Raw genomic sequence first — 25,862 nt, 5'->3', positions numbered from 1 at the left:
TATATTTCAAGTGAAAAAATTGTAACACCAAGAAAAAAAATATATTACAGATTTCAAAAAAATTCAGTTAAATCTTGTATATATTAAAAAATATGACATATTCTATACAACTGTACTACATTAATCACTAACCCTGTTACATATATATCGTGTTACTTTTGTGTTGCAAACCAAGTATTTAATTGATCCATAATGTTCTCCATAGCCTTCATATTAGAGAATTTAGGTAATTCCACTAGTAGTGCCTGTTTCGGCATTGTTACACCTTGGCCTTTCTTTTGGAGAACAAATATACTTTTTGCATTTTTCTCGTTTTTAAACATGGAAACAGGTAGCTGTAACAAACCTTGAATAAAGCATGTTTCTTTAATAAATGCATGTAGTTTCGGCGCTTGATCACTTTCAAAAATAAAGTTTGGTACTAAGAAGAATAAATACCCGCCTTCTTTCGTATGTTTCACACTTTGTTCAATAAATAAGTGATGCGCATATGACATTCCTTCATCTGCTTTTAACTTATATTCACTCGCACTGATTTCGTTTGGATAATAACCAATTGGTAAATCTGAAACGACTGCATCAACTGGATCGATATAAAGTGGTGCTAGTCCATCTTGATGGAAGAATTCGATTCCATGCTTTTGTAAATTCGCATTTACTAAAGCAAGTTTAATTAGCACTTCATCCACTTCTACACCAAATCCACTCATTGCTAGTTCTTCTTTAGCGCTATTAAATACTGTAGTCATTAAATTACCTGTTCCAATTGCAGGATCTAAAACAGTAATTTCTGTTTTGCCTTGCATAAATTTATGGAATAAGTAGCTCATGAACATTCCAACTGCATCTGGCGTCATTTCGTGATTCGCTTGTACGCCCTCTTTCATTCCTTTTAAAATGGCTAGCTGAAATGCTTTACGAATTTCTTCACCTTTATATGTTTCTTCATTAAACGTACTATATTCACGATTCAACCTTTCAATTGTTGATTCGGATAATTCCTCTTGTAAAATCGCACCTTCAAACAAGTTATCACCTGTTTCTACAAGCGCCTCTAAATATGTTACATCTAATTCTTTACGTAAAACTACCGCAGAAGAATCAAAAATAGAAAATAATGTTTCCACTGTCTGACTCACGTACATTCCTCCTTCTCTCTTTTACACATAACTTATATCATACCACAAAGTGATTTTTTCCAAAAAGAAAAAGCGACCTCCTGTAAAGAGCTCCCTTTCAAGTTATATATGATATAACATTTTTTCTCATCTATCGTTACCATTCGCAGCAATAGATGAGAAAAAACGACCTCTTTATAAGAGGTCATTTCCTTCCTATTACTTTGCAGATTTAGCTGCTTCTAATGCTGCTTCATAGTTTGGATGGCTTGTACCTTCGCTTACGTATTCTGCGTAAACTACTTTGTCATTGCTATCTACTACGAATACTGCACGAGCAAGTAAACGAAGTTCTTTCATTACTAAGCCGTAAGCTTCACCGAATGAAAGGTCACGGTGATCAGAAAGTGTTACAACATTTTCTAAACCGTTTGCTGCACACCAGCGTTTTTGAGCGAATGGTAAGTCAGCGCTAATTGTTAATACTTTCGCGTTTTCAATACCTGCTGCATCTTGGTTAAAACGACGTGTTTGTGCATCACATACACCTGTGTCGATTGAAGGTACAACACTAATTAATTTTACTTCGCCTTTGTATGTTTCTAAACTTACTGGAGATAAGTCGTTTGCTAATACTTGGAAGTTTGGCGCTTGATCGCCAACTTTAACTTCTGTTCCAACTAAAGTCATTGGATTACCTTTAAAAGTTACGTTTGCCACTTGAAAATCCTCCCTTATTTAAACAAAATATGTACAATGTAAATGATAGTTTGTCCCCATAGATAATGCAAATAAAATCGCTTTATTTACAAAAAAATTAAAGAAGCTAATCCATTGATCAGCTTCTTTATTCGTTAAATTTGAAATTCAGGATCATCTTCTTTTCGTTTATCCATCATTTCTTTCACTTTATCAACAGCTTGTGGTGCTAATTCAATTATTTTATCAATGACGTGTGTCTGCTTATCTAAGTGTAATACTTTCACACCATCTCCATTTATAACAAGAAAGGCAACAGGATTAATAGAAACTCCTCCACCACTTCCCCCGCCAAATGGATGACGACCTGAATGTTCTACTTTACCAAATTCACTTCCACCAGCAGCAAAACCAAAGCTTACTTTCGAAACAGTAAGAATTACACTTCCATCTGCTGCTTTAATTGGATCACCAACAATTGTATTTACATCAGTCATTTGTTTTAAATGCTGCATTGCTGTTGTCATTAAACCTTGAATTGGATGGTCCACTCTATATCCCCCCTATGCTTGAACAGATTTTTCTGTCATACCAGATTTTTGCTTTCTCATAAACATTAATAATTTGAATCCTGTTTTTATAGCACGAAATATACGAAAAGATGCTGTTAACTCGCACCTTGATGCAAATCCCTTCCCTTGAAAAACAGGGGTAATTTCAAATTCTGGTACATCGACAATATGCATATATTGTCCTATAACTCCAGCAGCCATTCCTTTTGTCCCCCATGCATATCCAGTGACAATTCCAGTACTAGCTGCGTCGCCTGCTCCAATTTGCGTATGCCATTTCCAACCATTGATTTTCACTCGTTTGAGAAAATCTTTAACGATAGTATGAACTTTTTGAAGCCTTTTTATCAGTTCCCCGATGCTGTCAAGTTGCGCCATAATTTTATTATCTATTCCGCCGTCCTTTTCAGCTTTTTCGATTTTCTGCCCTGTCTTTTTCTGCTGTTTTTCAATTCTTTCCAACACATCAAATGTATATCGAATCATCCATATTTTCACTTGAAACAAACATTGCTTTTCCATTTCTGAATATAAAAATGTCACTTTAAGCTTTATTTTCGACAATAGTATAAGCAAAATAAAAAGGAGAAGAATTATTATTCCAATTACGAGCCACTTCATACGTATCATCCTTTCACTCCGTACCCATTATCGACAAGTTTATTCATCATTAAACAGAGTTCCATAAGATTGAATATAAAAATTTTTCTAAAAATAAAAAGGTATTTTGACAATTTATATCGAAATATATTATTTGAACATATCGTCGGAGAACGTATTCTAATGATATGTAGCACGAAAAACAGAAAATTTAACTGCAGTGGAGGGATACATAATGGCAGATCGTCGCAATTTATTTTTCTTTTATGGTGATGACAAAGCAACGCTCGTTGAAAAGATGAAACCAATCTATCGTATTTTAGAAGAGAATGGATTTACCATATTAGATCAACCAAAAAATGCAAACGCTATCGTCAGTGTTGGAGATGATGCAACTTTCTTACAAGCCGTTCGTAAAACTGGTTTTAGAGAAGATTGCTTATACGCAGGGATTTCTACGAAAGATGAAATTTCTTTCTACTGTGATTTCCACATTGATCACGTTGATACAGCCCTTCAAGAAATTACAAAAAATGAAATTGAAGTGCGAAAATATCCAACAATTCAGGTAGATGTAGATCACGGTACATCTTTCCATTGTTTAAATGAATTCTCATTACGTTCTAGCATTATTAAAACATTCGTTGTAGATGTTCACGTTGATGATTTATATTTCGAAACATTTAGAGGTGACGGTTTAGTTGTTTCTACCCCAACAGGAAGTACAGCTTACAACAAATCATTACATGGTGCCGTTGTCGATCCGCTTATCCCATGTTTCCAAGTAAGCGAACTAGCATCTTTAAATAACAACACATACCGTACGCTCGGTTCACCGTTCATCTTAAACCACGAACGTACACTAACTTTAAAACTTAAACCAGACGGTAACGATTATCCTGTTATCGGCATGGATAACGAAGCGCTTAGCATTAAACAAGTGGAAAAAGCTGTTGTACGCTTAAGCGATAAACAAATTAAAACAGTAAAATTAAAAAACAATTCCTTCTGGGAAAAAGTACAGAGAACATTTTTATAGTATTAAAATAACCGCAAAATTATGGGATCCCATAATTTTGCGGTTATTTATTTATCCCGATTGATGCGGCCAACAATCTCTGGCTATCCGGTCGCTATTCTTGTCAGTTTTTGTCGGTAAGTCGATATATTTTAATAATCGCTGATATATTTTTACGCATCTTTTCTATAGACAACCTGGCCATCAATGACGGTCATTTCCGCTTGCACTTCTTTTATTTCTTCTACCTCTATTTCAAATATGTTTCGATCTAATATCGTAAAGTCTGCTTCATATCCTTTTATAATTTGCCCTCGTTTCGCTTCTTTTCCGATTGCATAGGCACTTCCTGTTGTAAATAAAGAAACAGCCTCATATGCCGTTAATCTTTCCTCAGGCATATAGCATACACCGTCAATAAAACTTCTACGTGTAACAGCGCTATATATGCCTAAAAACGGATTCACTTGTTCAATAGGAGCATCAGATCCACCGTTGCAATGTAAGCCTGCGTTCAGTAACGTCTTCCAGGCATACGCGTAACGAAGACGATGTTCTCCTAGTTTTTCAATGACTGACGGAAAATCTGATGAAAGAAAGACTGGCTGTATATCGATAATGGCTTGCAAGTTTTTCATTCTTTCTATCAACTCTTCACGAGCAAGCTGACAATGAATAATACGGTCACGCAACCCTTCTGCTGGTGGATATAATTCGAGTGCATCAATGACATATTCAAGCGATAAGTCACCGATAGTATGAATCGCAACTGGCATATGTAAATCTCGTGCTTTCTTCACTAATTCCGCAAGTTCTTCACGTGAGAAAATCGCAACCCCATTCGTTTCCTTCGCATCTTCATACGGTTCACTTAATAATGCTGTTCTTCCGCCAAAAGAACCGTCAGAGAAAATTTTCATTGCCCCAAATTCAATATAGTGTTCATTTTCATATTCTTTTCGTTCATGTGCTACTTCATGATGAACGAGCAAATGGGCTTTAAATGGCATTTCTTTTATAACGTAAGAAAACGCATTATACGTTTTTCTAAAACCACCATAATAATTTAAATCTTCTGTATGCCCGCCAACAAGTCCGTATTTCCAGCAATCTTTAATCGCTGTTTGCAGAGCTCTTTGTAAATAAGCTTCATCAATTTCAGGCTGAACGTGTTTCATTAATTCTTGTCCTTGTTCATATAAAAGCCCTGTTAACTTATTTGATGCATCCCGGCCAATTTTCCCGCCTTTCGGATCTTGCGTCTCTTCTGTTATGTTCGCTTCTTGCAGTATGTATGAATTCACCCATGTAACGTGACGACAAACTCGTTTTAATAAAATGGGATGTTCTTTCGAAATTGCATCTAAATCACGTGCGTGAACATCTTTCGTATCTGTAAAGTTATTTTCATTCCAGCCTTCTCCGATAATCCAACAACCTTTTGGCACGTCTTCTACTTGCTTCTGAACAAGAGTAAGCACTTCGCCATAAGATGTACAATTTGATAAATCTAGACGGAGTAATCTCTCTCCATGCCCAATAAGATGCATATGACTATCAACGAGACCTGGAATCATCGTTTTGCCTTCTAAATCGTACAATTTAACCGTAGTAGCATATCGGTCTTCTAACTCTTCTTTACTCCCGACATCAACGATCACACCGTTTTCAACATAAACAGCGTCTACTTTTTCATTCTCTTCTCGCATCGTGTAAATGGTGCCGCCATACCAAATTTCTCCCATATGCTCATCCCCTTTTTCCCTTTAGTCTACGAGATTAATCCGTATAAAAAAAGCACCATTTGAATTAAAAATGGTGCTTTCCCAAAAATTATTTTTGTTCAGTAGTAGACGTTGTAATTTGCCATTCAATGCTAAATTTATCTTTTAGTTGTCCGTATGCTGGGCTCCAGAACGTTTCTTGAAGTGGCATAATAACTTCTCCACCCTCTTGTAACTTTTCGAATACTTCTTTTGCTTTTTCTGCATTACTAATTTGAATTGCGATTGTTACTTGAGATCCGATTGCATGCTCTTGACCTGGGAATGTATCAGAAATCATAAGGTCCGTATTACCAACTTTTAAAGTAGCATGTAAAACGCGCTCTTTCGCTTCAGCTGGAATCGGGTATTCTGGATTTTCAGGCATGTCACCAAAAGTTTGCATTACTTCTACTTTTGCGTCTAACGCCTCTTTGTAAAACTGTACAGCTTCTTGCCCACTACCATCTAAAACTAAGTACGGATTAATACCTAAAATCATACGGACACCTCTTTTTTTAGTTTATAAAATCGAACTTATGTTCGTTTTTATAATATCATCGTTTTACATTTCATTCAACTATTTATTTCCCTATTTTCAAAATTATTTTGAAGGAAGCTCCATCTCTTGTTTTCTAAGTTCAATACGACGAATTTTTCCGGAAATCGTTTTTGGTAGTTCATTTACAAATTCAATTTTGCGAGGATATTTATATGGTGCAGTGAGTTCTTTCACATGTTGTTGGAGCACTGGAATTAATGTTTCTTCGTTCTTTTCTATATTCTCTCTTAATACGATAAATGCCTTCACGACACTCCCTCGAATTTCATCTGGACTTGCGACAACCGCACATTCTCTTACGTAAGGATGTTTTACAAGTGCATCTTCGACTTCGAACGGCCCAATTGTATAACCAGAGCTAATGATAATATCATCTCCGCGCCCTTCAAACCAGAAATAGCCGTCTTCATCTTTTTTCGCTTTATCACCCGTAATATAATAATCACCACGGAATTGCATCGCTGTGCGTTCATCATCTTTATAATATTGCTTAAAGAGGGCTGGTGTTTCAATATGAACTGCAATATCGCCAACTTCTCCTACCTGCACTGGGATTCCTTCTTCATTAACGATATCAACATGGTTTCCTGGCGTTGGTTTCCCCATTGATCCCGGTCTAATATCCATCCCTTTCATTACGCCAACAAGTAATGTATTTTCCGTTTGCCCATAGCCATCTCTTACTGTAATATCAAAGTGCTTTTGGAACGTTTCAATGACTTCTCTATTTAACGGCTCACCTGCGGATACAGCGCTATGTAACGCTTCTAAATTGTACTCAGTCAAGTCTTCTACCTTTGCCATTAATCTATACTCAGTCGGTGTACAACAAAGCACATTCACCTTATTATCGTCTAATAAATTTAAATACGTTTTCGGTTCAAACTTACCGTTGTATACAAATCCTGTTGCCCCTGAACCGAGAGTTGCTAAAAACGGGCTCCAAATCCACTTTTGCCACCCTGGACTAGCCGTTGCCCATACAACATCATTCTCTTCAATTCCGAGCCAATTTGGAGCGCTCGTACGTAAATGAGCATATGCCCACGCATGCGTATGAACAACACCTTTCGGATTTCCTGTCGTCCCTGAAGTATAAGATAAAAAGACCATATCTTCTTTATCTGTTTTCGCCATTTCTAACATGTCACTTTCTGTTTCTAATGCTGTTTTTAAATTGATCCATCCGTCTACTGACTGCTCGCTCAGAACGAACTTTTGAAGAGATTCCATCGCCCCTATGTTATCAAACTGTCCGATATATGGTTCATAACTTACAATCGCTTTTACTTCTCCGTGTCCAATACGGTATTCAATATCTTTTTTACGCAACATTTCCGAACTCGGAATTACGACAAATCCTGCTTTAATCGCAGCGATATACGTCATGTAAGCTTCAATTAAACGCGGCATCATAATAAGGAGCTTGTCCCCTTTTTGTAAGCCACTTTTTATAAAAGCGTTTCCAATTTTATTTGCACCTTGCATTAATTCAAAATATGTAACTTCTCGTCTATTCCCTCTATCATCTTGCCAAATTAAAGCAAGCTTCTCTTTATCGTCTGTATATTTCTCTATTTCTGAAACTAAATTATAAGATGGTGGTGCCAACAATTCCTCTCTCTTCATAAACATCCTCCTTTTTCTTTATGCCTCCCTTATATAATAAAGAATTTTCAGTAAATTTTGAACCCTCTTCTTTTGACAATTTTTTTATGCTTTTGTCGAAATGAATTTATACTAATACGAACAACAAAAAGAAAGAGCGGGGAGAACCCGCTCTTTCTAAGCCATTGTATATGGAATTATTTTTGGAAACCGCCTAATTGTTGCTCAGCTAGTGAAACTAGACGTTTCGTAATTTCGCCACCAACAGAACCGTTAGCGCGAGATGTTGCATCAGCTCCAAGTTGAACACCAAACTCTTGAGCGATTTCGTATTTCATTTGATCTAATGCTGCTTGAGCACCAGACACTGCTAATTTATTTGTGCTTGCCATGTTGTATCACCTCCTTGTGAGTATAGAGTGTGATAAACAACATGACTTCATACGTATTTTAGATATGGTAATTTATGGTTTTAGAAAAGTTCCTCGAATTTTTCTTCTTCCGCCACTACTTCTACCGTTTGTAATACCATTGTTTCTTTGTTCGCTACAGCTTCTTCGATTAATGGTGTGAAATCATATTTCGCTTCAAAACGATTCGCTTTTTCACGCTTCGGCTTCGTCGCTGGGCTTGCTGGTGTGAATACTGTACAGCAATCTTCGTATGGACGAATGGAGATATCATATGTGCCGATTTCTTCAGCTATTTTAATAATTTCTAATTTATCCATCGTAATAAGCGGACGAATAACAGGATAGTTTGTCACTTCGTTAATCGTATGCATACTATCTAACGTTTGGCTCGCTACTTGTCCAAGACTTTCACCAGTCGTAATTGCAAGTGCATTACGCTCCTCTGCAATCTGCTCAGTAATACGCATCATCATACGACGCATTACTGTCATAGAATAACTAGATGGAATTTCTTTATTAATCGTTTTTTGCACTTCAGTAAATGGAACAAGGTGAAGTGTTACACGTTTACAGTATTTCGTTAACTCTTGTGCTAAATCGATTACTTTTTGTTTCGCGCGCTCACTTGTGAAAGGTGGACTATGGAAGTGAACTGCCTCCACAGATACGCCGCGTTTCATCGTTAAGTACGCTGCTACTGGGCTATCAATACCCCCAGAAAGAAGTACCATTACTTTTCCGCCAACGCCAACTGGTAAACCGCCAGCTCCCATGTGCTCACCACACATAATATAGCTGTAACCACTGCGAATTTCTACACGTACATTCACATCTGGATTATGGACGTCTACTGTGATATCCTCTGTATTTTCTAAAATGTGCCCACCGATTTCCGGAAGTAATTCCATCGTCTTCATTGGGAAACGTTTATCAGAACGATGCACTGTAATTTTAAATGTTTTCACATCATCTTTTACTTGTAAGAAAGCTGCTAATGCACCTTTTTTAATATCTTCTAATTCTGATGGTACTTTCATCGCTAAATTAAACTTATGAATACCAAATACATCTTTCAATCTTTCAGCAATCGCTTCATGGTCTTCGCCATTTAACTGAATGTACATACGGTCATGTGTTGCATCGATTTTAATGTTTGGGAATTTTTTCAGTTTGAACTTAACGTTATCTTTTAATGTGCTTACAAATTTAGAACGGTTCTTACCTTTTGTCGTCATTTCTCCGTAACGTACTAAAATATATTCATATGTCATCATATTTCTTTACCTCATCACTTCATATAATTTTGGCATTGTCTCTTTTACAATACCTTCAAATTGTTTTACTTCTTCCATCGTGTTGTCTGGTGCTAGACTAATACGAATAGCGCTTGCAGCAGCTGCATGCGGTACTCCCATTGACACTAACACTCTGCTCACTTCATTCGCTTTTGAAGAACAAGCAGACTTCGTTGATACATATACACCGTGTTCTTCTAAAGCATGAACGACCACTTCCGGTTTTAAACCGACAAACGACACATTTAAAATGTGTGGTGCTGCATATGCAAGCGACGTATTAATTGTTACATCTTCCATTTCTTTAAAGAAACGTACAAGCTCTGTTTGTAAACTTTGCAAATGAGCTATCTTTTCTTTCACTTGTTCCATTGTCATGCGAAGTGCTTTCACCATCGCTACAATGCCAGGTAAGTTCTCTGTACCAGAGCGATACTTAAGCTCTTGTTGACCACCTGATAAAATCGGATCTAATCTTACGCCATCACGCACGTAAAGAAGACCTGTTCCTTTTACACTGTGGAATTTATGTCCAGATATTGAGCAAAGGTCAATATGCGAAGCATATAAATTAAGCGGTACTTTTCCTATCCCTTGTACATGGTCCACATGGAATCTTATTTTCGGATAATTCGATAATAACGTTCCAATTTCAGCAACGGGCTGAATTGCTCCAGTTTCGTTGTTCACATGAATAATTGAAACAAGAATTGTATCTTCACGAAGCACTCGCTTCACATCCTCTACCGATACAACACCATGCTCGTTAACCGGTAAATATGTTACATCAAACCCGAGTTCTTCTAATTGCTTATATGCCTCAAACACAGACGCGTGTTCAATATTTGTTGTAATGATATGTTTGCCGCGCGAACGATTCCTCATCGCTATCCCTTTAATCGCAAGGTTATTCCCTTCCGTTCCACCCGATGTGAAAATAATTTCAGAAGGTTTTACGTGAAGAAGCTGCGCTGCAATCGTTCTTGATTGTGTTAATAGACGCTCTGCCTCTCCTCCAAGCGAATGAATAGAAGAAGGATTTCCAAAATATTTCCCAGCAACCGTTACGTACGATTGAAGGGCTTCTGGATATGGCTTTGTCGTCGCACTATTATCAAAATAGATCATCGTTCTTCCCCTTTCAGCGCTATCACATCATATAATCATATCATAAATACGTGTAATTACGCTAAGACTACACAAAGGTTCCGTTTTATCCCGATTGGTGAAGGCTAGTAATCAGTGGGGGATGAATCCCCCCCACTGATTACAGTTTCACTTTATTTTGAAACGAATAACCTTACTGTATTCCGCTATTCATTATAGCAACATCGCCTTCAAAATTACACAAAAAAACAAACCCTTTATGAAAGGGTTTGTTCATTGTCTACATATTCAGCTATTTTTTGAACAACGCCAGGTTCAAGTTGCTCTAGTACAGAAGCCGCTTGTTCTAAAGCTGCATCGTATTGATATTCACGGAATAATTTCTCTGCATAATTTAAGCTTTCTGCAAGATTTTCATCATGACTGCGGTAACGGTTTCCGTATTGAATTAATTTTTCAACTAAATACGCTTGTCCAATTAACTCTTCTGTCATTTCAGCTACACCGTTAACAGTTGTGTATGCTTCTTCTAAACTGCTATTTACAGCATGCATATTTAACGGTTTTATTTCTAATTGCTCATATACAGCTTGCATTGCCATTTGCCCTCTTTGTAAATCTTCCATAATACTCTCTGGAAGACCTGGCAAATTCGACTTTTGCATAAAGCGTTTCGTTTCAAAAATTGTATTGCGCATTTCCTGCAACTTCTCACGCGCTTCAAATTCTTCTTTACGCATCGTTTGTAGCATTTCTTTATATTCTGCATGAAGTACTTTTAAAGTTTCACATTGCTCATAAACCTCTTCTAATTCCTCACGAATTATAGAGAATGCAATATCTTGTTCAGCAACGCGTAATTGCATCACTTCAAAACGTTTCATTAAAATGTGCATTTGCTTTTCAATTACTTTTTGAGACTCAATATCCTTATCTTGTAACTGATAGCTTTGTTTCACAAGTTGCGTTTCTGCTTTCGTTTCAATTGTTTCTTCACGAAGTTCTTCTAAATCTTCATAAACAGAAAGTGTTTTTTGCTCTACATAATGTCTCGCATGCACTTCTTGTTCTAGTTGATCATAAAAACCGTCTAAACGAGTTTTTAATTTTTCTACTTTTTCAGCCGCTTCCGTTATATGAAGCTCCTGTATATCCATTAAACATGTTTGTAGTTGTGTCGTCATATCGCGGACTTCTTTAGGGATTTCCAGGTAATCTAATACATAACCTTGTCTTACCATATCATTATGTCCGTGTAATAAATCTTCCAGTTGAACTGGTAACGTTGCTTGACACTCTACCAATAAATCTGGAATTTGGTGAATAATGATTTCTAAATTAGCTAAACCTTCTTCCAAACTAATAACAATTTCTCTCGCTTTTAAATAGTCGCCATTATTTGTTGCTTCTTCAAAACTATTAAATTTATTAGATTCGGCATCTAGCATCTCTTCAATTCTCTGCTCAGCTGCTCCATACATGTGTCGATGGGCAAGAACACTCTTTTTCATACTACGATATGTATCACGTAACCCTTCAATTTCCGAGCTATTTTTTTCATGGCTTTCTAACAGTTGCTGTAATTCATTTAAAATGTCTGTAATACGATTATCAGCGTCATCTAAACCACTTATGGATTCGTTCATCGCATGCTTTGCTTTGCGGAAGGAGAATTGCGAGGCGAATTTTCGCGCTTGCCCTAAATCTTTTTCAGCTTTTGGAAGAGTTGTTGATACGATTTCATCCCACTCTTCACGCCATTTACCAAACAGTTCTTCTGTTTGACCTGTCATGTTCAAATCTTTTACTCGCTTTAGTTCATCTGCTACAGGTTTATCTTTTATTTCTTGTTTCCACTGCTCCAGTGCTTCAATATCTTTATATGAACGATTTCTTATCACAAGCTCTATCATGAGCAGCACTAGAATAGAGCTTACTACAATGATAACGATCGTCAGGATAGAATCCATGCAAAAAAGCCTCCTAGTTATATCTCTTTTTTTGTCCGTTCCGTTTATGAAATGGAAGGCATTATGTATAAAAAGGGAATTCCCCTATATTTAACAACTAACAATGTACTAATCATACCATGTAATGACGTGTTTTTGACCTAGTTTTTTTTAAAATTTCATGTTTCTTTAAATGCAATTGTAATCTTTCTTAATCTTCCGCCCGCTTCACTACCTATCCTCAAATGATTGCCATAACGGGCACTCTTTCATATGAGATACGAAATAGATTTTGCGCATGAGTGGGGGTTCAACAGAAATCACATGCACATTCCCCTGCTTTACCGCTTGCTCCACTGACATTTCTGGAAGTAAAGTGATACCAAGTCCAGCTCCGACCATCGCAAGCATCGGTTCTGCATAAGAAGTTTCAAACGCAATGATTGGTTTCGCACCTATACCTTGAAACATTTTCATAATCATTTTCCTTACATCACATATTTCTGGGTACACAATTAATTTCTCATGTTCCAAACCTTCCATTCGGATTATTGTTTTCTCTTTATAAGGATGATCATTTGAAACTACACAAACAATTTTTTCCTCCCGCATTTCTTTTATATATGTAGCGCCTTCTACTACTGAATCAATGAACATCGCTTCAATCTTCCGCTCTTTAAACAATTCCATTAATACTTTCGTATGCTCAATTTTCCATTCTATTTCGAATCCATCACTTAATATATCTTTGCATTCCGATATGTAACGCGCCGCTAAACTTGGCAATATACCTATAGAGATTTTCCGTTTTTCTTGATATTTCTTCATTTCCGTTTTCACTTCATGTATTCGTTCCAAAATCGGTAACATTCTTGCTATAAATATCTCACCAGCCTCTGTTAACTCCACTCCTTGAGCAGAACGCTTGAGTAAAGTAACCTCTAAATCCGCTTCTAATCTTTGAATTTGTTTACTAAGCGCTGGTTGTGAAATATGTAAAAGCTTACTTGCCTTTGATAAACTGCGCGTATGCTTTACTTCCATAAACGATCGTACTGCCTCTAAATCCATCATATACACCTCTAACAAAAAGTTATAACTGTTATAAAAAATCGATATTTCCTTCTATAAATCATTAATCTTTATACTTATTTCATCAACTTACTATAACGAAATGTAAAGGAGAATGGTACTCTTGAACAAAAAACAAATGCTCTTCGGATCCCTCCTATGCTTACTTGCCGTAACTGCCTGGGGATTTATGTTTCCTGTAATGGCAAATGCCTTACAATTTATCGATCCGTTCTTTTTCACAACTATCCGCTACGGATCTGCAGCTATTATTTTTCTTATTTTGCTATTGATCACTGAAGGGACACATTCGCTCCGCTTAGAAAAACGAACACTTTCTTTATTCTTTTACGGAACAGTCGGTTTCGCTGGATATGGTTTTCTCGTTTTCTACGGACAACAACTTGCCGGACCTTCTGGAGCAATCCATGCAGCGATGATTCAGTCTCTCATGCCACTAATTGCCTTGTCATTACAATGGATAACAAAAAATAAGCGTCCACAAAACTACACTTTCCTTTGTATGTTCGTTGCATTACTCGGTGTTATGCTTGTCATTTCAAAAGGAAATATTCACTTATTATTTGGAGCTGCAAGTCACTTATCTACAAATATATTGATGTTATGCGGCGTTACTTGCTGGGTCATTTATACAAATGGCGGTGCTCGTTTTCAATCTTGGTCACCACTTCGATATACAACGTTAACTTGTTTATTCGGCTCAATGTCACTCATCGTTATTGTCACTTTATTAACTTATACAAACGTCATTACTGTACCATCATTACACACAATTGTGAGCGTTCGTTTTGAACTCTTTTATATGTCGATTATTGCAGGTGTTATCGCTGTATTTTGCTGGAATATGGGGAATCGCTATATTTCATCTATTAACGGCATATTATTTATGAATTTAGTTCCTGTCCTTGCACTTATCGGTTCCATATTTCGAGGTTATACGGTCGACAAAATCGAACTTGCCGGAGCCTCATTAACAATTATTGCGCTATTATGTAACAATTTATGGCAAAGAAAAGAAACTACAAAAATCCCCACCTCGGTTCGTTAGGTGGGGATTTTTCACATATGAACAGCTCTTGGCCATTCCTGATACATATTCGTTTTACATAATGCTTGTTCCATCCATTGCTCAATTTCCTTCGTATACATTTCTAAGAAAAATGTTTCGGATGGAAATGAATGTAATACTTCTGATATATACTGTGGATATAAAAACGGCATATTTATCATGCCTTTTAATTGCGTCATAAACATTGTAAAAGATACCTTTCTAAACTCTTTCTTCATTTGTCCTTCTCTAATGATTTGTTCGATATAATATCTTTCTTTAGAAAAATAAACGGTCATCACTTCACGAATTAATGTCGTATCAAGCGAAAGCTCTCTATAAAAAAAACGTGTCAGTTCCCTATTTTCAAATTGATATCGCAAAATCCCGCGCACCATTTGTACCATCACATCTTTAGCCGACAAATACTCTCTCTGTTCAAAGGACGTTTCAATCACATGAATATATCCTTCTAAAAAATCAGTAATAAGCTGCTCTAATAGGCCTTGCTTTCCAGCAAAATAGTATGAAATATTCGCTACATTCACATCCGCTCGCTTTGCAATGTCTCGCACTGATGTCCCGTCATAACCTTTCGTATTAAACAACGATATTGCCGCATCAATTACTTTTTGTTTCGTCTGCTTCATGCGCTCACTTCCTCTCACTGAACAGCTATAGTTTAAATTTCTTGACTTTTAAGACAAATTCCTTTAATTTTCTATCGACAAAGTCATGTGAAATACATCGTATTTTGCTAATATTTTACACATCTCGATAAAAAGGGAGTTGTTTCCATGTTTACAAAAGAAAGTTATGCAGGTTCTCGTGAAAAGCAGTATGAGACAGTAATTAAACAACTGGATGCATTATTAACTGGCGAATTAAACGTAGTCGCAAACTTATCAAATGCGTCCGCATTATTAAACCAATTTTTAGATCGCGTTAATTGGGTTGGCTTTTATGTAACGGAAGGAAATCAGCTCGTTCTTGGGCCATTCCAAGGAATGCCGGCTTGCGTACGTATTCCATTCGGACGCGGCGTTTGCGGCGTAGCAGCTGAAACGAAAACAACGCAACTTGTAGCGGACGTTCACCAATTCCCAGGACATATCGCTTGCGATAGTGCCTCTAATTCGGAAATCGTTGTACCGATTATAAAAGACGGAAATGTCATTGGTGTACTGGATATTGATAGTCCTGAAAAAAATCGTTTCGATGAAGTAGATCAGCACTATTTAGAAAAGTTTGTGGAAACACTGTTAAAACATATATAAGAAAAAGAGTGAGTTATCGATTAAGTACGTAATGTACGAAACCGATAGCTCACTCTTTTTTATTGATTACTAACAGTAGATATTTTCTTTAACGCTTGCTCCAAATCAGAAACGATATCCTCCCACGATTCTAAACCGACAGATAAACGTATTAAATTATCGAAAATACCCATTTCTTTTCTTAGTTCCGCTGGAATCGCAGCATGCGTCATCGTTGCTGGATGCTGAATTAACGTTTCTGTATCACCTAAACTTACCGCGATCGTAATAAAGTGAAGGTCATTGATAAACGCTTGCGTTTCCTCTTTCCCGCCTTTGACAGAAAAAGAAATAACGCCACCGCCCCGTTTCATTTGGCGAGATGCTAACTCCCCTTCTGGGTACCAAACCCCTTCTACTACATCATGGTTTTTTAGGAACGATACAATTTTTTCTGCATTGTCACAATGACGATCCATTCTTACTGCTAACGTCTTTAATCCGCGTAATAATAACCACGCATCAAACGGCGCCATAATACCGCCGATATCTTTTCGCATCGGACGAATTTTTTCAGCTAACACTTTCGTTTTACAAATTGTTACACCCGCTACAACATCACCATGGCCACCAATATATTTTGTCGCACTATGCACAACAGCGTCACAACCAAGCTCAAGCGGTCTTTGTAAATAAGGTGAACAAAACGTATTATCAACAATGACGAGTAGGCCATTTCGCTTCGCAACCCGAATAACTTGTTTTAAATCAATTAATTTCATTGTCGGATTAATCGGTGTTTCAACGAAAATAAGCTTTGTATTTGGGCGAATCTTATTTTCAATATCAACCTCTGTCTCCATATCACAAAACGAATGCGTAATCATAAACTTTTCTTCTAACACTTCTAAAAAACCGTACGTGCACCCATATAATCCGTTTGAACAAATAATATGATCTCCAGCCTTTAAAAAACCAATTAAAGTTGCTGAAATGGCTGCCATACCAGATCCGAAGGCAAGTGCTTCTTCCCCTCCTTCTAACACAGCCATACGTTCTTCAAATAATTTTACAGTTGGATTTCCAAGTCTTGAGTAAATATAAGACGGATCTACTCCCGCAAAACTCGCCTCTCCTTGCTGCGCAGTCTCAAATGTAAATGTAGACGTTTGAAATAACGGTGGTGTTAAACTTCCTTTATGTTCCTCAGATGTATAACCGTGATGAATTAACGCTGTCTCCATATGCTTCTTTTTCATAAAAACATCCCCTTTATGTTTTTATCCCGCATATTCACCATTAAAAAACTGATGAATGTTTTTACTACATTTTATGTAAGCGTTTTATTTGTGTTTCTATCTCTTCTTTTATATTGTTTTAAATTCCTTCTTATATTAATTTCCAAAATTTATATGCATAAAACAAAAACGTACTCGCTTGACGAAACTCTGGGTAAAAGATATAATAGCGTTTGTGTAAAATAAAAAGGCAGCCTTGTAATGTGAGTTTATCGTTTGTATTTTGTTCCTCTACGGAGGTGTATCTCGTAACTCCCTGCTGCTGGAGCGAAGGTACATGAAAACAAAATGCCCGTAAATATCGATTACGTCTGTTTTTATTTTACGTAAATAAAAACATTTTTAAAGGAGGAGTCAACTATGGCTCGTTATACAGGTCCAGCTTGGAAACTGTCTCGTCGTCTTGGAATCTCTCTAAGCGGCACAGGAAAAGAATTAGAAAAACGCCCTTACGCACCAGGTCCTCACGGTCCTAACCAACGTAAGAAACTTTCAGAATACGGTTTACAATTACAAGAGAAACAAAAACTTCGTCACATGTACGGCATGACTGAACGTCAATTCCGTCGCACATTTGACCAAGCAGGTAAAATGCCTGGTAAGCACGGCGAAAACTTCATGATCCTTCTTGAAGCTCGTCTTGACAACTTAGTTTACCGTATGGGCTTAGCTCGCACTCGTCGTGCAGCTCGCCAATTAGTAAACCACGGTCACATCATGGTTGATGGCGCTCGCGTAGATATCCCATCTTACCGCGTTAAACCTGGTCAAACTATCAGCGTTCGCGAAAAATCTAACAGCCTTGTTGTTGTTAAAGAAGCGATCGAAGTTAACAACTTCGTACCAGAATACTTAACTTTCGATGCTGATAAATTAGAAGCTACTTACACTCGTCACGCTGAGCGTTCTGAGTTAGCAGCTGAAATCAACGAAGCATTAATCGTAGAGTTCTACTCTCGTTAATGACAAAAAGCCAATCCTCTGGATTGGCTTTTTTCAATTCTCACCATAATTTTTTTATCCCACGTAACATAAAGATCCCAATACTCTATACTCCCACCTAAAACAAATATGTTTTATCTAATCTAATCAAATTCAAATAAAAAAATAACCTCCCTATTTCCATACATAACTTATGTTATATTATGAATTTTTAAATAATAGTATTGATATTAAGGATTTTTAAACTTTATAACGAGGAGACGTTGATATGGAATTTAGAAATGACATAAACAAAATAGCTAACCAAATTTTAGAACGAAAAGAGTACATAACTAATGAAGAAATGACCAAGCAATCATTAATTATTCCTTTTCTTCAAAAGCTAGGTTATGACGTTTTTAGCCCTTTAGAAGTTAGACCTGAGTATATTGCAGACTTTGGAACTAAAAAGGGAGAAAAAGTCGATTATGCGGTTTTCAAAAATGGAGTTCCAATTATTTTAATTGAGGCAAAATCTGTAACAGAAAATCTCCTTAAACACGATGCGCAACTATCTAGGTATTTCAATGCCTTACCTGATGTCAAAGTAGGAGTACTAACTAATGGTGTAGAATACAAATTTTATACTGATTTAACAAATGACAATGTAATGGATGAAAAACCTTTCTTCACATTCAGTATGGATAGTTTAAGTAATTTAGATATTGAAACGATTGAAACTTTTACAAAAGAGAATTTTGAAGCTGAAGAGATCGTAAAATATGCCGAAGAGCTTATTTATATGACCAATTTAAACTCCACAATTAAAGAGTTATTTAAAAATCCTTCAGATGACTTCCTTCGTTTTCTAATTAAAGACTTTAGCTCAACTAGAATTACAAATAACGTTTTAGAGCGGTTCCGACCAATTGTTAAAAAAGCAATTAATCGAACACTATTAGAAATAATCAGTGATGGTTTAACACCAAAAGAAACAAAAACATCGGAGAAAATAGAAACAAGCCTAGTTGCAGCCGCTTCTGCCGAAATAATGGAAGACATTAGCAAAGAAGACAAAACAGATAGAGTTTTCACTACCGAAGATGAACTGACTGCCTTTAACATTGTTAAAGAAATATTAACAGAAAATCAAAGAGACATCAGTGACCTTAAATATAAAGATACTATTAGTTATTTTTGCATCATGAATCGTGTAATCACAAAATGGTTTATACGTCTCTTCCTTGATGGAGATGCAAAATCCTTAGTTGTAAGACTAGATCTAGAAGCTACTAAACAGCTATGCCCTAATTTCGTTGTTGAGCAAGCCCCAAAATCACAGGGAGTAAGTAGAATTTTCATTGATAATGTTAATGATTTAAAAGATTTGAAACCACTTATTCTTTCATGCTATGATTAAATTTTATCTAATGTTTAAAAAGAGGGATTTCTCCTCTTTTTCCAACGTAATGACAAAAAGCCAATCCTCTAGATTGGCTTTTTGTCATTTATATATAAAATAAAGTTATTTATTTTCCTCTTTTTGAACATATACATAACCATCTTTTTGCTCTTTATGTATATCCACCTTCGAATTCTCTGCAAGCTGACCCGCATTTAGCAAAGAAAAAATAATGAGCGCTTCTAGTGACATTTTGTTTTACCACTCCTTTCTATTTGTTATACGTTTATCATACCGCTTACATGTGATTTCCGTATGAACTCGAAAAGGAGATTACAACAAAAAGGTTACAGGAATACGAATGCACGCTATAATAACCATAAAATAGGAGGTTGATTTCTTTTGACGATAAACCAAATGGTTCAATTGGGCAGTGCATGTATGCTTTTTATTACTTCAGCACTTATGAGTTGGTATCAGGGGAGTAATTTAATAGATTACCCTGATGAATGGAAATATAGCGCTAAGTTTACGAATTATTTTAAAGGCACCGTTTCAAATTACCAAGATATTTATCAAATCGATTTCTTTATATATGCAGCAAAATTCTATCCCACAGCATTTATTGTTATGCTCATTAGCTTACTTTATATGTTCGTATTAATTCTTCATATTCTATTTACAAGAACTCGTAAGGTAATCTAAATTCATACATAAAAACCCCGAATCATAAACTTTTCAGCCTACAATTCGGGGTACTATTTGTTTATATTCGTTTCTAATTAGTAACGAATTAAGAAATATTTCTTTTTACCGCGGCGAATGATTGTGAATTTACCTTCGATGCGGTCGTTTTCTGTTACAACATAGTCTAATGCTTGTGTACGCTCACCGTTTACGTAGATTGCACCGTTCGTTACATCTTCACGTGCTTGACGTTTAGATGGAGAGATTTTGCTTTCTACAAGTAAGTCGATTAATACTGTATCTTCTGCAGTACGTTCTACAGATGGTACGTCTTTGAATCCTTGTTCGATTTCATTTGCAGTCAGTTCTGCTACAGAACCGCTGAATAATGCAGCTGAAATTTTGATTGCTTGCTCTAACGCTTCTTCGCCGTGAACAAGTTTTGTCATTTCAGAACCTAATGCTTTTTGTGCTGCACGTTTTTCTGGTGCTTCAGCTACTTGCTTCTCAAGCTCAAGAATTTCTTCATGAGATAAGAATGTGAAGTATTTTAAGTATTTAACAACGTCACGGTCATCTGTGTTAATCCAGAATTGGTAGAACTCGTAAGGAGTTGTTTTCTCTGGGTCTAACCAAATTGCGCCGCCTTCTGTTTTACCAAACTTCGTACCGTCAGATTTTGTAACAAGTGGAATTGTTAAACCGAACGCTTTCGCATCTTCTTCTGATTTACGGATTAATTCAAGACCAGCTGTAATGTTACCCCATTGGTCACTACCACCGATTTGCAAGCGGCAATTATGGTTTTGGTATAAGTTTAAGAAGTCGTATGATTGTAAAATCATATAACTAAACTCAGTGAATGAAATACCAGTATCTAAACGAGATGCTACTGTATCTTTTGCTAACATATAGTTTAAACCGAAGTTTTTACCGATATCGCGTAAGAATGAAATTACATCTAAGTTACCAAGCCAATCATAGTTATTAGCCATTGTTGCTGGGTTGTCCACGTTTTCGAACTCTAAGAAGTTTGAAAGTTGGTTTTTAATGCTTTCTGTGTAGTAAGCAACTGTATCTTTCGTATTTAATGTACGCTCTGCTTTTTTACCACTTGGGTCACCGATCATACCAGTACCACCGCCAACAAGTGCGATTGGTTGATGACCAGCTAATTGGAAACGACGTAACATTAATACTGGCAACATATGACCGATGTGTAAGCTATCTGCTGTCGGGTCGAAACCACAGTATAATTTAACGCTTTCTTTTTCTAATAATTGCTCAAGGCCCTCAGCATCTGTTTGCTGATTAATTAGACCGCGAAATTCAAGATCTTGTAAAATACCCATATCCTACATACTCTCCTTTAAGTTCATTACTGGCGTGAATGTTGAAAACATAAAAAAATCGCCCCTTGAAATAAGGGACGATTTTGATTATCGCGTTACCACCCTAGTTGCAGACAAAAAAAGCCTACCACCTTATTTACATAACGGCTTAGCACCGTCTTTTCCCTTTTGAATACAACTCAATCGAAAAAAGATGCTCTAGGGGCGTAATTCGCGATCATCTATGTGCTGATTTCCACCGACCATCAGCTCTCTAAAACAGGGAAATGATCACTACTTCTCCCTTTCCACGCTCAATTATTCATATACTTTTCTTTATACCATCATTTATATAGGCGTGTCAAATAGAGGTAGGATTTCTCCCCTTGCCAATCCTTTACAACGTCGCAAAGAGTATCGTAATGAGAGAAAGAATTGGAACTCCAACTAATAACGATACATGAAACACAACCGATAAATCATTCCCAATCGTCGCCTCCACAGGATCTTTCGCTGGAGAACCAAGAAATCCAATTAATCGATCGAAGCGACTTACCGTTTTTGGAAAGTCCGGTATTTCTACATGATCACTATCTAAATGCTGCTTTAACTTATATTCATTCTTAAAAGGATTTTCGCTCAATTTCATCCACCTCCAGCAATTGCTTCAATTTTTTTATCCCGTTATGGAGTCTCGATTTCACTGTTCCAATCGGAATGTTTAATATCTCTGCAACCTCTTTTTGCTGCATATCATGATAATAAAAAAGGATGAGGACAGCTCGCTGGTCTTCAGGAACTTTCAAAATTGCGTCCCTTACAGTAAGACGGTCTTCTTGTGAAAACTCTACCTCCTGAACTGGTACTAAAAATGGTAAGAGCGTCCTCCACTTTTTTCTTCTATTTAATTTATTAATCATAAGACGATAACCGATTTGAAATAAATACGTTTTTATTTTACCTTTTTCAGGTTCATACATATGTTTCTTTCGTTCTAACGTCAAAAACGTATCTTGCACAAGGTCGATACTTAATTGTTCATCTCGGTTAAAGCGATACAAAAATGTATAGAGCGCTGGTTTAATTAAAACGTATAGTTTTTCCCCAGCCTGCTTATCTCCCTCTTGGTACGCAAGCATGAGGTCCTCCTCAATCCCAATCTGCGCCATGATTTTTGATCTCCTTTATTCCTTTTAACGTTAACGAAATGCGGGAAATTAAATATGCACTTGCGACAATAATCCACGCTTGTGATTGAAGCGTAAAAAATTGAACATATGAGTTTTGTATTGTATGACCACTTAACACTAAAATATTTATTGCTTGCACACATATGCATGCATACACTGCAAGACAAGCCGAAATCGTATCAAATACATTCCAGCGAAAATACACTTTTGTTTTTGTAAAATCAATTTTATATCCTTTTTTTCGTACTATATGTTTTCTATCAAACGGAATAATGATTGAAAACATAACAATCATTATGACTCCAACTGTAATCATTGAAATTTTAAATCCAATTGGTATTGGCAAAAATAACCCACCAGAAAATACGACTATAATTCCAATTAAAGCAAAGGTAAGAAGTAACTTATTAGACATATAAAAACCTCCCTCATCTATTCTTTCACAAATGTATACAGACGAGGAAGGCACTTCGTTCAAATATTATTTTATTTTTTTAATAATCTTCGCAGGATTCCCGCCAACTACTACATGATCCGGCACATCTTTCGTTATAACGGCGCCAGATGCGATAACCGCATTGTCTCCAATTGTTACACCTGGATTTATAATCGCTCTTCCGCCAATCCATACGTTATCTCCAATTGTAACTGGCTTTCCATATTCTGATCCGCTTATGCGCTCTACTGGATCAAGCGGGTGTGTTGCTGTATAAATGTGAACACCTGGAGCTAACATACAGTTCACTCCGATTGTCACCGGGCATACGTCTAGAATTGTACAATCAAAGTTCGCATAAAAATTTTCGCCAACGTGAATGTTATAACCGTAATCACATCTAAAAGAAGATTCTAGATGAATATTGTCTCCTGTCGTTCCGAATAATTCTTTAACAATTTCGCTACGCTCTTTTAATTGTACTTCTGGTGTATCATTTAATTTTCTCGTTAATATACGAGCTTGCTCTCTCTCTTGTACTAAAACTGGATCAGCTGGTATGTACATTTCTCCTTGGATCATCTTTTCTTTTTCTGTTCTCATCATACTATCCCCTTTAACTTATATATATAAGTTCAATAACGATATCATAACATAAAAAAGAAAGGTCTGAACGTTGTTTCGTTCAGACCTCTCTTTTTTAATCTTCCATCGTCGATAAGTCACCTGTTGGTAAGTTTAGCTCCCAAGCTTTTAATACGCGGCGCATAATTTTACCACTTCTCGTTTTCGGTAATTTATCTCTAAATTCAATTTGTCGTGGCGCTGCATGAGCTGCTAGGCCTTTTTTTACAAATTGACGAATCTCTTCTTTTAATTCATCAGATGGTTCATATCCCGCACGCAGCGCGATAAATGCTTTAATGATTTCCCCGCGCACTGGATCTGGAATACCGATTACACCAGCTTCCGCAACAGCAGCATGCTCGATTAGTTTACTTTCTACTTCAAATGGACCAACGCGCTCACCTGACGTCATAATTACATCGTCAATACGTCCTTGGAACCAGAAGTATCCGTCTTCATCCATATAAGCTGAATCACCTGATACATACCAGTCTCCCGGCATAAAGTATGACTCATATTTTTGCGGGTTATTCCATATTCCACGCATCATAGCTGGCCAACCTTTACCAATTGCTAAGTTACCCATTGTGTATGGAGGCACTTCATTTCCTTCATTATCGACAATCGCTGCTTTCACACCTGGAATTGGTTTACCCATTGAACCTGGACGGATTTCCATACAAGGATAGTTACAAATAACTTGTCCACCTGTTTCTGTCATCCACCACGTATCATGAATACGAAGTCCAAATGCATTCATACCCCAGCGAATTACTTCTGGATTTAATGGCTCACCTACGCTCAATACGTGGCGTACTTGTGATAAGTCGTATTTTTTAATTGCATCTTGTCCAGCTCCCATTAACATACGGAACGCTGTCGGTGCACTATACCAAACTGTTACACCGTAATCTTGCAGTGCTTCATACCATGCATCTGGACTAAATCGTCCACCTAAAATAACATTTGATGCTCCGACTAACCACGGTGCGAAAATGCCGTAAGCAGTTCCCGTTACCCAGCCTGGGTCAGCTGTGCACCAATACACGTCATCTTCTTTTAAATCTAATACCCATTTCGCCGTTTGATAGTGCTGAACCATTGCGTTTTGCGCATGAAGCACACCTTTTGGCTTACCAGTAGAACCAGACGTATAGTGAAGAATTAAACCGTCTTCACGGCCTAACCATTCGATATGTAATTCTTTTGAAGCTTGTTCAAATAAAGGATTGAACGCTACCGTTTTACCGCCTTCTTCTACATGATCTCCAACAAGGAAGACTGTTTTTAAAGCTGGTAAATCATTTAATGGTATGCGCTCTAACAATTCAGGAGTTGTAATTAACACCTTTGCTTCGCTATCTTCTAAACGATCACGAACTGCGCCTTCCATAAATGCTTCAAATAGCGGTCCAACAATTGCTCCTAATTTCACTGCACCTAAAAGCACGAAATATAATTCTGGAGAACGTGGCATAAAAATAAAAACGCGATCGCCTTTTTCAACATCGCCATAATTTTTTAGGACGTTTCCTGCTTTATTAGAAAAATCCTTCATTTCCTTAAATGTATATTTCTCTTTTCGCGATCCATCTTGATAATAAAGGGCTACTTTATTTTTTCGATCGGATTTCGCATGCTTATCAATTGCTTCATACGCCATATTTACTCGGCCTGTCTCATTCCAAGTAAAATTTTTATTAACCTCTTCCCAGTTAAAATTCGCGTATGCCTCTTCATAATTCGGCAAATTATTTTCTCCTTTAATGACAGGAAGCGTTTCTACTTTCATACTTTACATCCCCCTCCTATGTATTCTATTATCTATTATAATGATATTATTTAAAATTTTCAGTATATTTGTTGATTT

The 25,862-nt window shown here is 36.8% G+C and carries 27 protein-coding genes and 1 other annotated feature; of the genes, 6 read left to right on the top strand and 21 right to left on the bottom strand.

Annotated features, from left to right (window positions below):
- Nucleotides 1-152: 152 nt before the first annotated feature.
- From JDS95_RS09970 to JDS95_RS09955, 4 genes are all read right to left on the bottom strand, one after another.
- Nucleotides 153-1,139 (bottom strand): class I SAM-dependent methyltransferase, encoded by a 987-nt coding sequence (locus tag JDS95_RS09970; RefSeq protein WP_000084369.1) that lies wholly within the window; start codon nt 1,137-1,139, stop codon nt 153-155.
- Between the two features lie 198 nt (nt 1,140-1,337).
- A complete protein-coding gene (tpx, locus tag JDS95_RS09965) occupies nt 1,338-1,838 on the bottom strand; it encodes a thiol peroxidase (RefSeq protein WP_000024525.1) in 501 nt (166 codons plus the stop codon).
- 134 nt (nt 1,839-1,972) lie between these two features.
- Nucleotides 1,973-2,368, bottom strand: coding sequence for a GerW family sporulation protein (gene ytfJ / locus JDS95_RS09960; protein WP_000350003.1), 396 nt, complete (start codon nt 2,366-2,368; stop codon nt 1,973-1,975).
- 12 nt (nt 2,369-2,380) lie between these two features.
- Nucleotides 2,381-3,019: a DUF2953 domain-containing protein gene (locus JDS95_RS09955; RefSeq protein WP_016109194.1), complete on the bottom strand. Its 639-nt coding sequence runs from the start codon at nt 3,017-3,019 to the stop codon at nt 2,381-2,383.
- Between the two features lie 205 nt (nt 3,020-3,224).
- On the opposite strand from JDS95_RS09955, the gene JDS95_RS09950 reads away from it, so the two are divergent.
- Complete coding sequence (locus JDS95_RS09950; RefSeq protein WP_000785189.1) at nt 3,225-4,028, top strand: NAD kinase; 804 nt, start codon at nt 3,225-3,227, stop codon at nt 4,026-4,028.
- A gap of 152 nt (nt 4,029-4,180) precedes the next feature.
- On the opposite strand, the gene JDS95_RS09945 is transcribed toward JDS95_RS09950, so the two are convergent.
- From JDS95_RS09945 to JDS95_RS09910, 8 genes are all read right to left on the bottom strand, one after another.
- Nucleotides 4,181-5,752, bottom strand: coding sequence for an amidohydrolase (locus tag JDS95_RS09945; protein ID WP_000504005.1), 1,572 nt, complete (start codon nt 5,750-5,752; stop codon nt 4,181-4,183).
- Between the two features lie 88 nt (nt 5,753-5,840).
- Nucleotides 5,841-6,272, bottom strand: a complete 432-nt coding sequence (locus JDS95_RS09940) for a VOC family protein (RefSeq protein ID WP_000600349.1) — start codon at nt 6,270-6,272, stop codon at nt 5,841-5,843.
- Between the two features lie 102 nt (nt 6,273-6,374).
- A complete protein-coding gene (mbcS, locus tag JDS95_RS09935) occupies nt 6,375-7,961 on the bottom strand; it encodes an acyl-CoA synthetase MbcS (protein WP_000817736.1) in 1,587 nt (528 codons plus the stop codon).
- A 176-nt stretch (nt 7,962-8,137) separates the two neighbouring features.
- On the bottom strand, nt 8,138-8,332 hold the full coding sequence (locus JDS95_RS09930; RefSeq protein ID WP_000168890.1) for an alpha/beta-type small acid-soluble spore protein: 195 nt from the start codon (nt 8,330-8,332) through the stop codon (nt 8,138-8,140).
- Between the two features lie 80 nt (nt 8,333-8,412).
- Nucleotides 8,413-9,627, bottom strand: a complete 1,215-nt coding sequence (thiI, locus tag JDS95_RS09925) for a tRNA uracil 4-sulfurtransferase ThiI (RefSeq protein ID WP_000989269.1) — start codon at nt 9,625-9,627, stop codon at nt 8,413-8,415.
- 6 nt (nt 9,628-9,633) lie between these two features.
- On the bottom strand, nt 9,634-10,776 hold the full coding sequence (locus JDS95_RS09920) for a cysteine desulfurase family protein (RefSeq protein WP_000638978.1): 1,143 nt from the start codon (nt 10,774-10,776) through the stop codon (nt 9,634-9,636).
- A 236-nt stretch (nt 10,777-11,012) separates the two neighbouring features.
- Nucleotides 11,013-12,725 carry a septation ring formation regulator EzrA gene (ezrA, locus tag JDS95_RS09915; protein WP_000377321.1) on the bottom strand — a complete coding sequence of 571 codons (1,713 nt, stop codon included), beginning with the start codon at nt 12,723-12,725 and terminating at the stop codon, nt 11,013-11,015.
- Nucleotides 12,726-12,935: 210 nt separating this feature from the next.
- The gene (locus tag JDS95_RS09910) at nt 12,936-13,775 is read right to left on the bottom strand and encodes a LysR family transcriptional regulator (RefSeq protein WP_000362577.1); all 840 of its coding nucleotides are present in this window, start codon (nt 13,773-13,775) and stop codon (nt 12,936-12,938) included.
- A 124-nt stretch (nt 13,776-13,899) separates the two neighbouring features.
- Here JDS95_RS09910 and JDS95_RS09905 point away from each other — a divergent pair, with 124 nt between their 5' ends.
- Nucleotides 13,900-14,844 carry a DMT family transporter gene (locus tag JDS95_RS09905; RefSeq protein WP_085450541.1) on the top strand — a complete coding sequence of 315 codons (945 nt, stop codon included), beginning with the start codon at nt 13,900-13,902 and terminating at the stop codon, nt 14,842-14,844.
- A gap of 11 nt (nt 14,845-14,855) precedes the next feature.
- On the opposite strand, the gene refZ is transcribed toward JDS95_RS09905, so the two are convergent.
- Nucleotides 14,856-15,494, bottom strand: coding sequence for a forespore capture DNA-binding protein RefZ (gene refZ, locus JDS95_RS09900; protein ID WP_000814925.1), 639 nt, complete (start codon nt 15,492-15,494; stop codon nt 14,856-14,858).
- A gap of 147 nt (nt 15,495-15,641) precedes the next feature.
- On the opposite strand from refZ, the gene JDS95_RS09895 reads away from it, so the two are divergent.
- Entirely contained in the window at nt 15,642-16,121 is a 480-nt protein-coding gene (locus JDS95_RS09895; protein ID WP_000494323.1) for a GAF domain-containing protein, read from the top strand.
- Between the two features lie 59 nt (nt 16,122-16,180).
- Here the strand turns inward: JDS95_RS09895 and megL are convergent, their stop codons facing one another.
- Nucleotides 16,181-17,359 (bottom strand): methionine gamma-lyase, encoded by a 1,179-nt coding sequence (megL, locus tag JDS95_RS09890; protein ID WP_000726607.1) that lies wholly within the window; start codon nt 17,357-17,359, stop codon nt 16,181-16,183.
- 399 nt (nt 17,360-17,758) lie between these two features.
- Here megL and rpsD point away from each other — a divergent pair, with 399 nt between their 5' ends.
- On the top strand, nt 17,759-18,361 hold the full coding sequence (rpsD, locus tag JDS95_RS09885; RefSeq protein ID WP_000135316.1) for a 30S ribosomal protein S4: 603 nt from the start codon (nt 17,759-17,761) through the stop codon (nt 18,359-18,361).
- A 247-nt stretch (nt 18,362-18,608) separates the two neighbouring features.
- Nucleotides 18,609-19,739, top strand: a complete 1,131-nt coding sequence (locus tag JDS95_RS09880; RefSeq protein WP_000395710.1) for a type I restriction endonuclease — start codon at nt 18,609-18,611, stop codon at nt 19,737-19,739.
- 105 nt (nt 19,740-19,844) lie between these two features.
- Here the strand turns inward: JDS95_RS09880 and JDS95_RS09875 are convergent, their stop codons facing one another.
- The gene (locus JDS95_RS09875) at nt 19,845-19,973 is read right to left on the bottom strand and encodes a hypothetical protein (RefSeq protein WP_000050942.1); all 129 of its coding nucleotides are present in this window, start codon (nt 19,971-19,973) and stop codon (nt 19,845-19,847) included.
- A 150-nt stretch (nt 19,974-20,123) separates the two neighbouring features.
- Here JDS95_RS09875 and JDS95_RS09870 point away from each other — a divergent pair, with 150 nt between their 5' ends.
- Nucleotides 20,124-20,426 carry a YjdJ family protein gene (locus JDS95_RS09870; RefSeq protein ID WP_144467195.1) on the top strand — a complete coding sequence of 101 codons (303 nt, stop codon included), beginning with the start codon at nt 20,124-20,126 and terminating at the stop codon, nt 20,424-20,426.
- 77 nt (nt 20,427-20,503) lie between these two features.
- On the opposite strand, the gene tyrS is transcribed toward JDS95_RS09870, so the two are convergent.
- From tyrS to acsA, 6 genes are all read right to left on the bottom strand, one after another.
- On the bottom strand, nt 20,504-21,760 hold the full coding sequence (tyrS, locus tag JDS95_RS09865; protein ID WP_000512074.1) for a tyrosine--tRNA ligase: 1,257 nt from the start codon (nt 21,758-21,760) through the stop codon (nt 20,504-20,506).
- A gap of 70 nt (nt 21,761-21,830) precedes the next feature.
- Nucleotides 21,831-22,059: a binding site (T-box leader), on the bottom strand.
- A 77-nt stretch (nt 22,060-22,136) separates the two neighbouring features.
- Nucleotides 22,137-22,382 carry a hypothetical protein gene (locus JDS95_RS09860; protein ID WP_001293773.1) on the bottom strand — a complete coding sequence of 82 codons (246 nt, stop codon included), beginning with the start codon at nt 22,380-22,382 and terminating at the stop codon, nt 22,137-22,139.
- Nucleotides 22,363-22,908, bottom strand: coding sequence for an RNA polymerase sigma factor (locus JDS95_RS09855; protein WP_000057167.1), 546 nt, complete (start codon nt 22,906-22,908; stop codon nt 22,363-22,365). The genes JDS95_RS09860 and JDS95_RS09855 overlap by 20 nt, the downstream gene beginning before the upstream one ends.
- Nucleotides 22,889-23,344 carry a hypothetical protein gene (locus JDS95_RS09850; protein ID WP_000066447.1) on the bottom strand — a complete coding sequence of 152 codons (456 nt, stop codon included), beginning with the start codon at nt 23,342-23,344 and terminating at the stop codon, nt 22,889-22,891. The genes JDS95_RS09855 and JDS95_RS09850 overlap by 20 nt, the downstream gene beginning before the upstream one ends.
- 66 nt (nt 23,345-23,410) lie before the next feature.
- Nucleotides 23,411-23,971: a maltose acetyltransferase domain-containing protein gene (locus JDS95_RS09845; protein ID WP_002045230.1), complete on the bottom strand. Its 561-nt coding sequence runs from the start codon at nt 23,969-23,971 to the stop codon at nt 23,411-23,413.
- Between the two features lie 94 nt (nt 23,972-24,065).
- Complete coding sequence (gene acsA / locus JDS95_RS09840) at nt 24,066-25,784, bottom strand: acetate--CoA ligase (RefSeq protein ID WP_000862063.1); 1,719 nt, start codon at nt 25,782-25,784, stop codon at nt 24,066-24,068.
- Nucleotides 25,785-25,862 lie beyond the last annotated feature (78 nt).

Source organism: Bacillus cereus group sp. N24 (genome assembly GCF_016483345.1).
Classification (GTDB): domain Bacteria; phylum Bacillota; class Bacilli; order Bacillales; family Bacillaceae_G; genus Bacillus_A; species Bacillus_A toyonensis.
The sequence above is the reverse complement of the archived record's forward strand: the minus strand, read 5'-3'. Positions and strand labels throughout refer to the sequence as shown.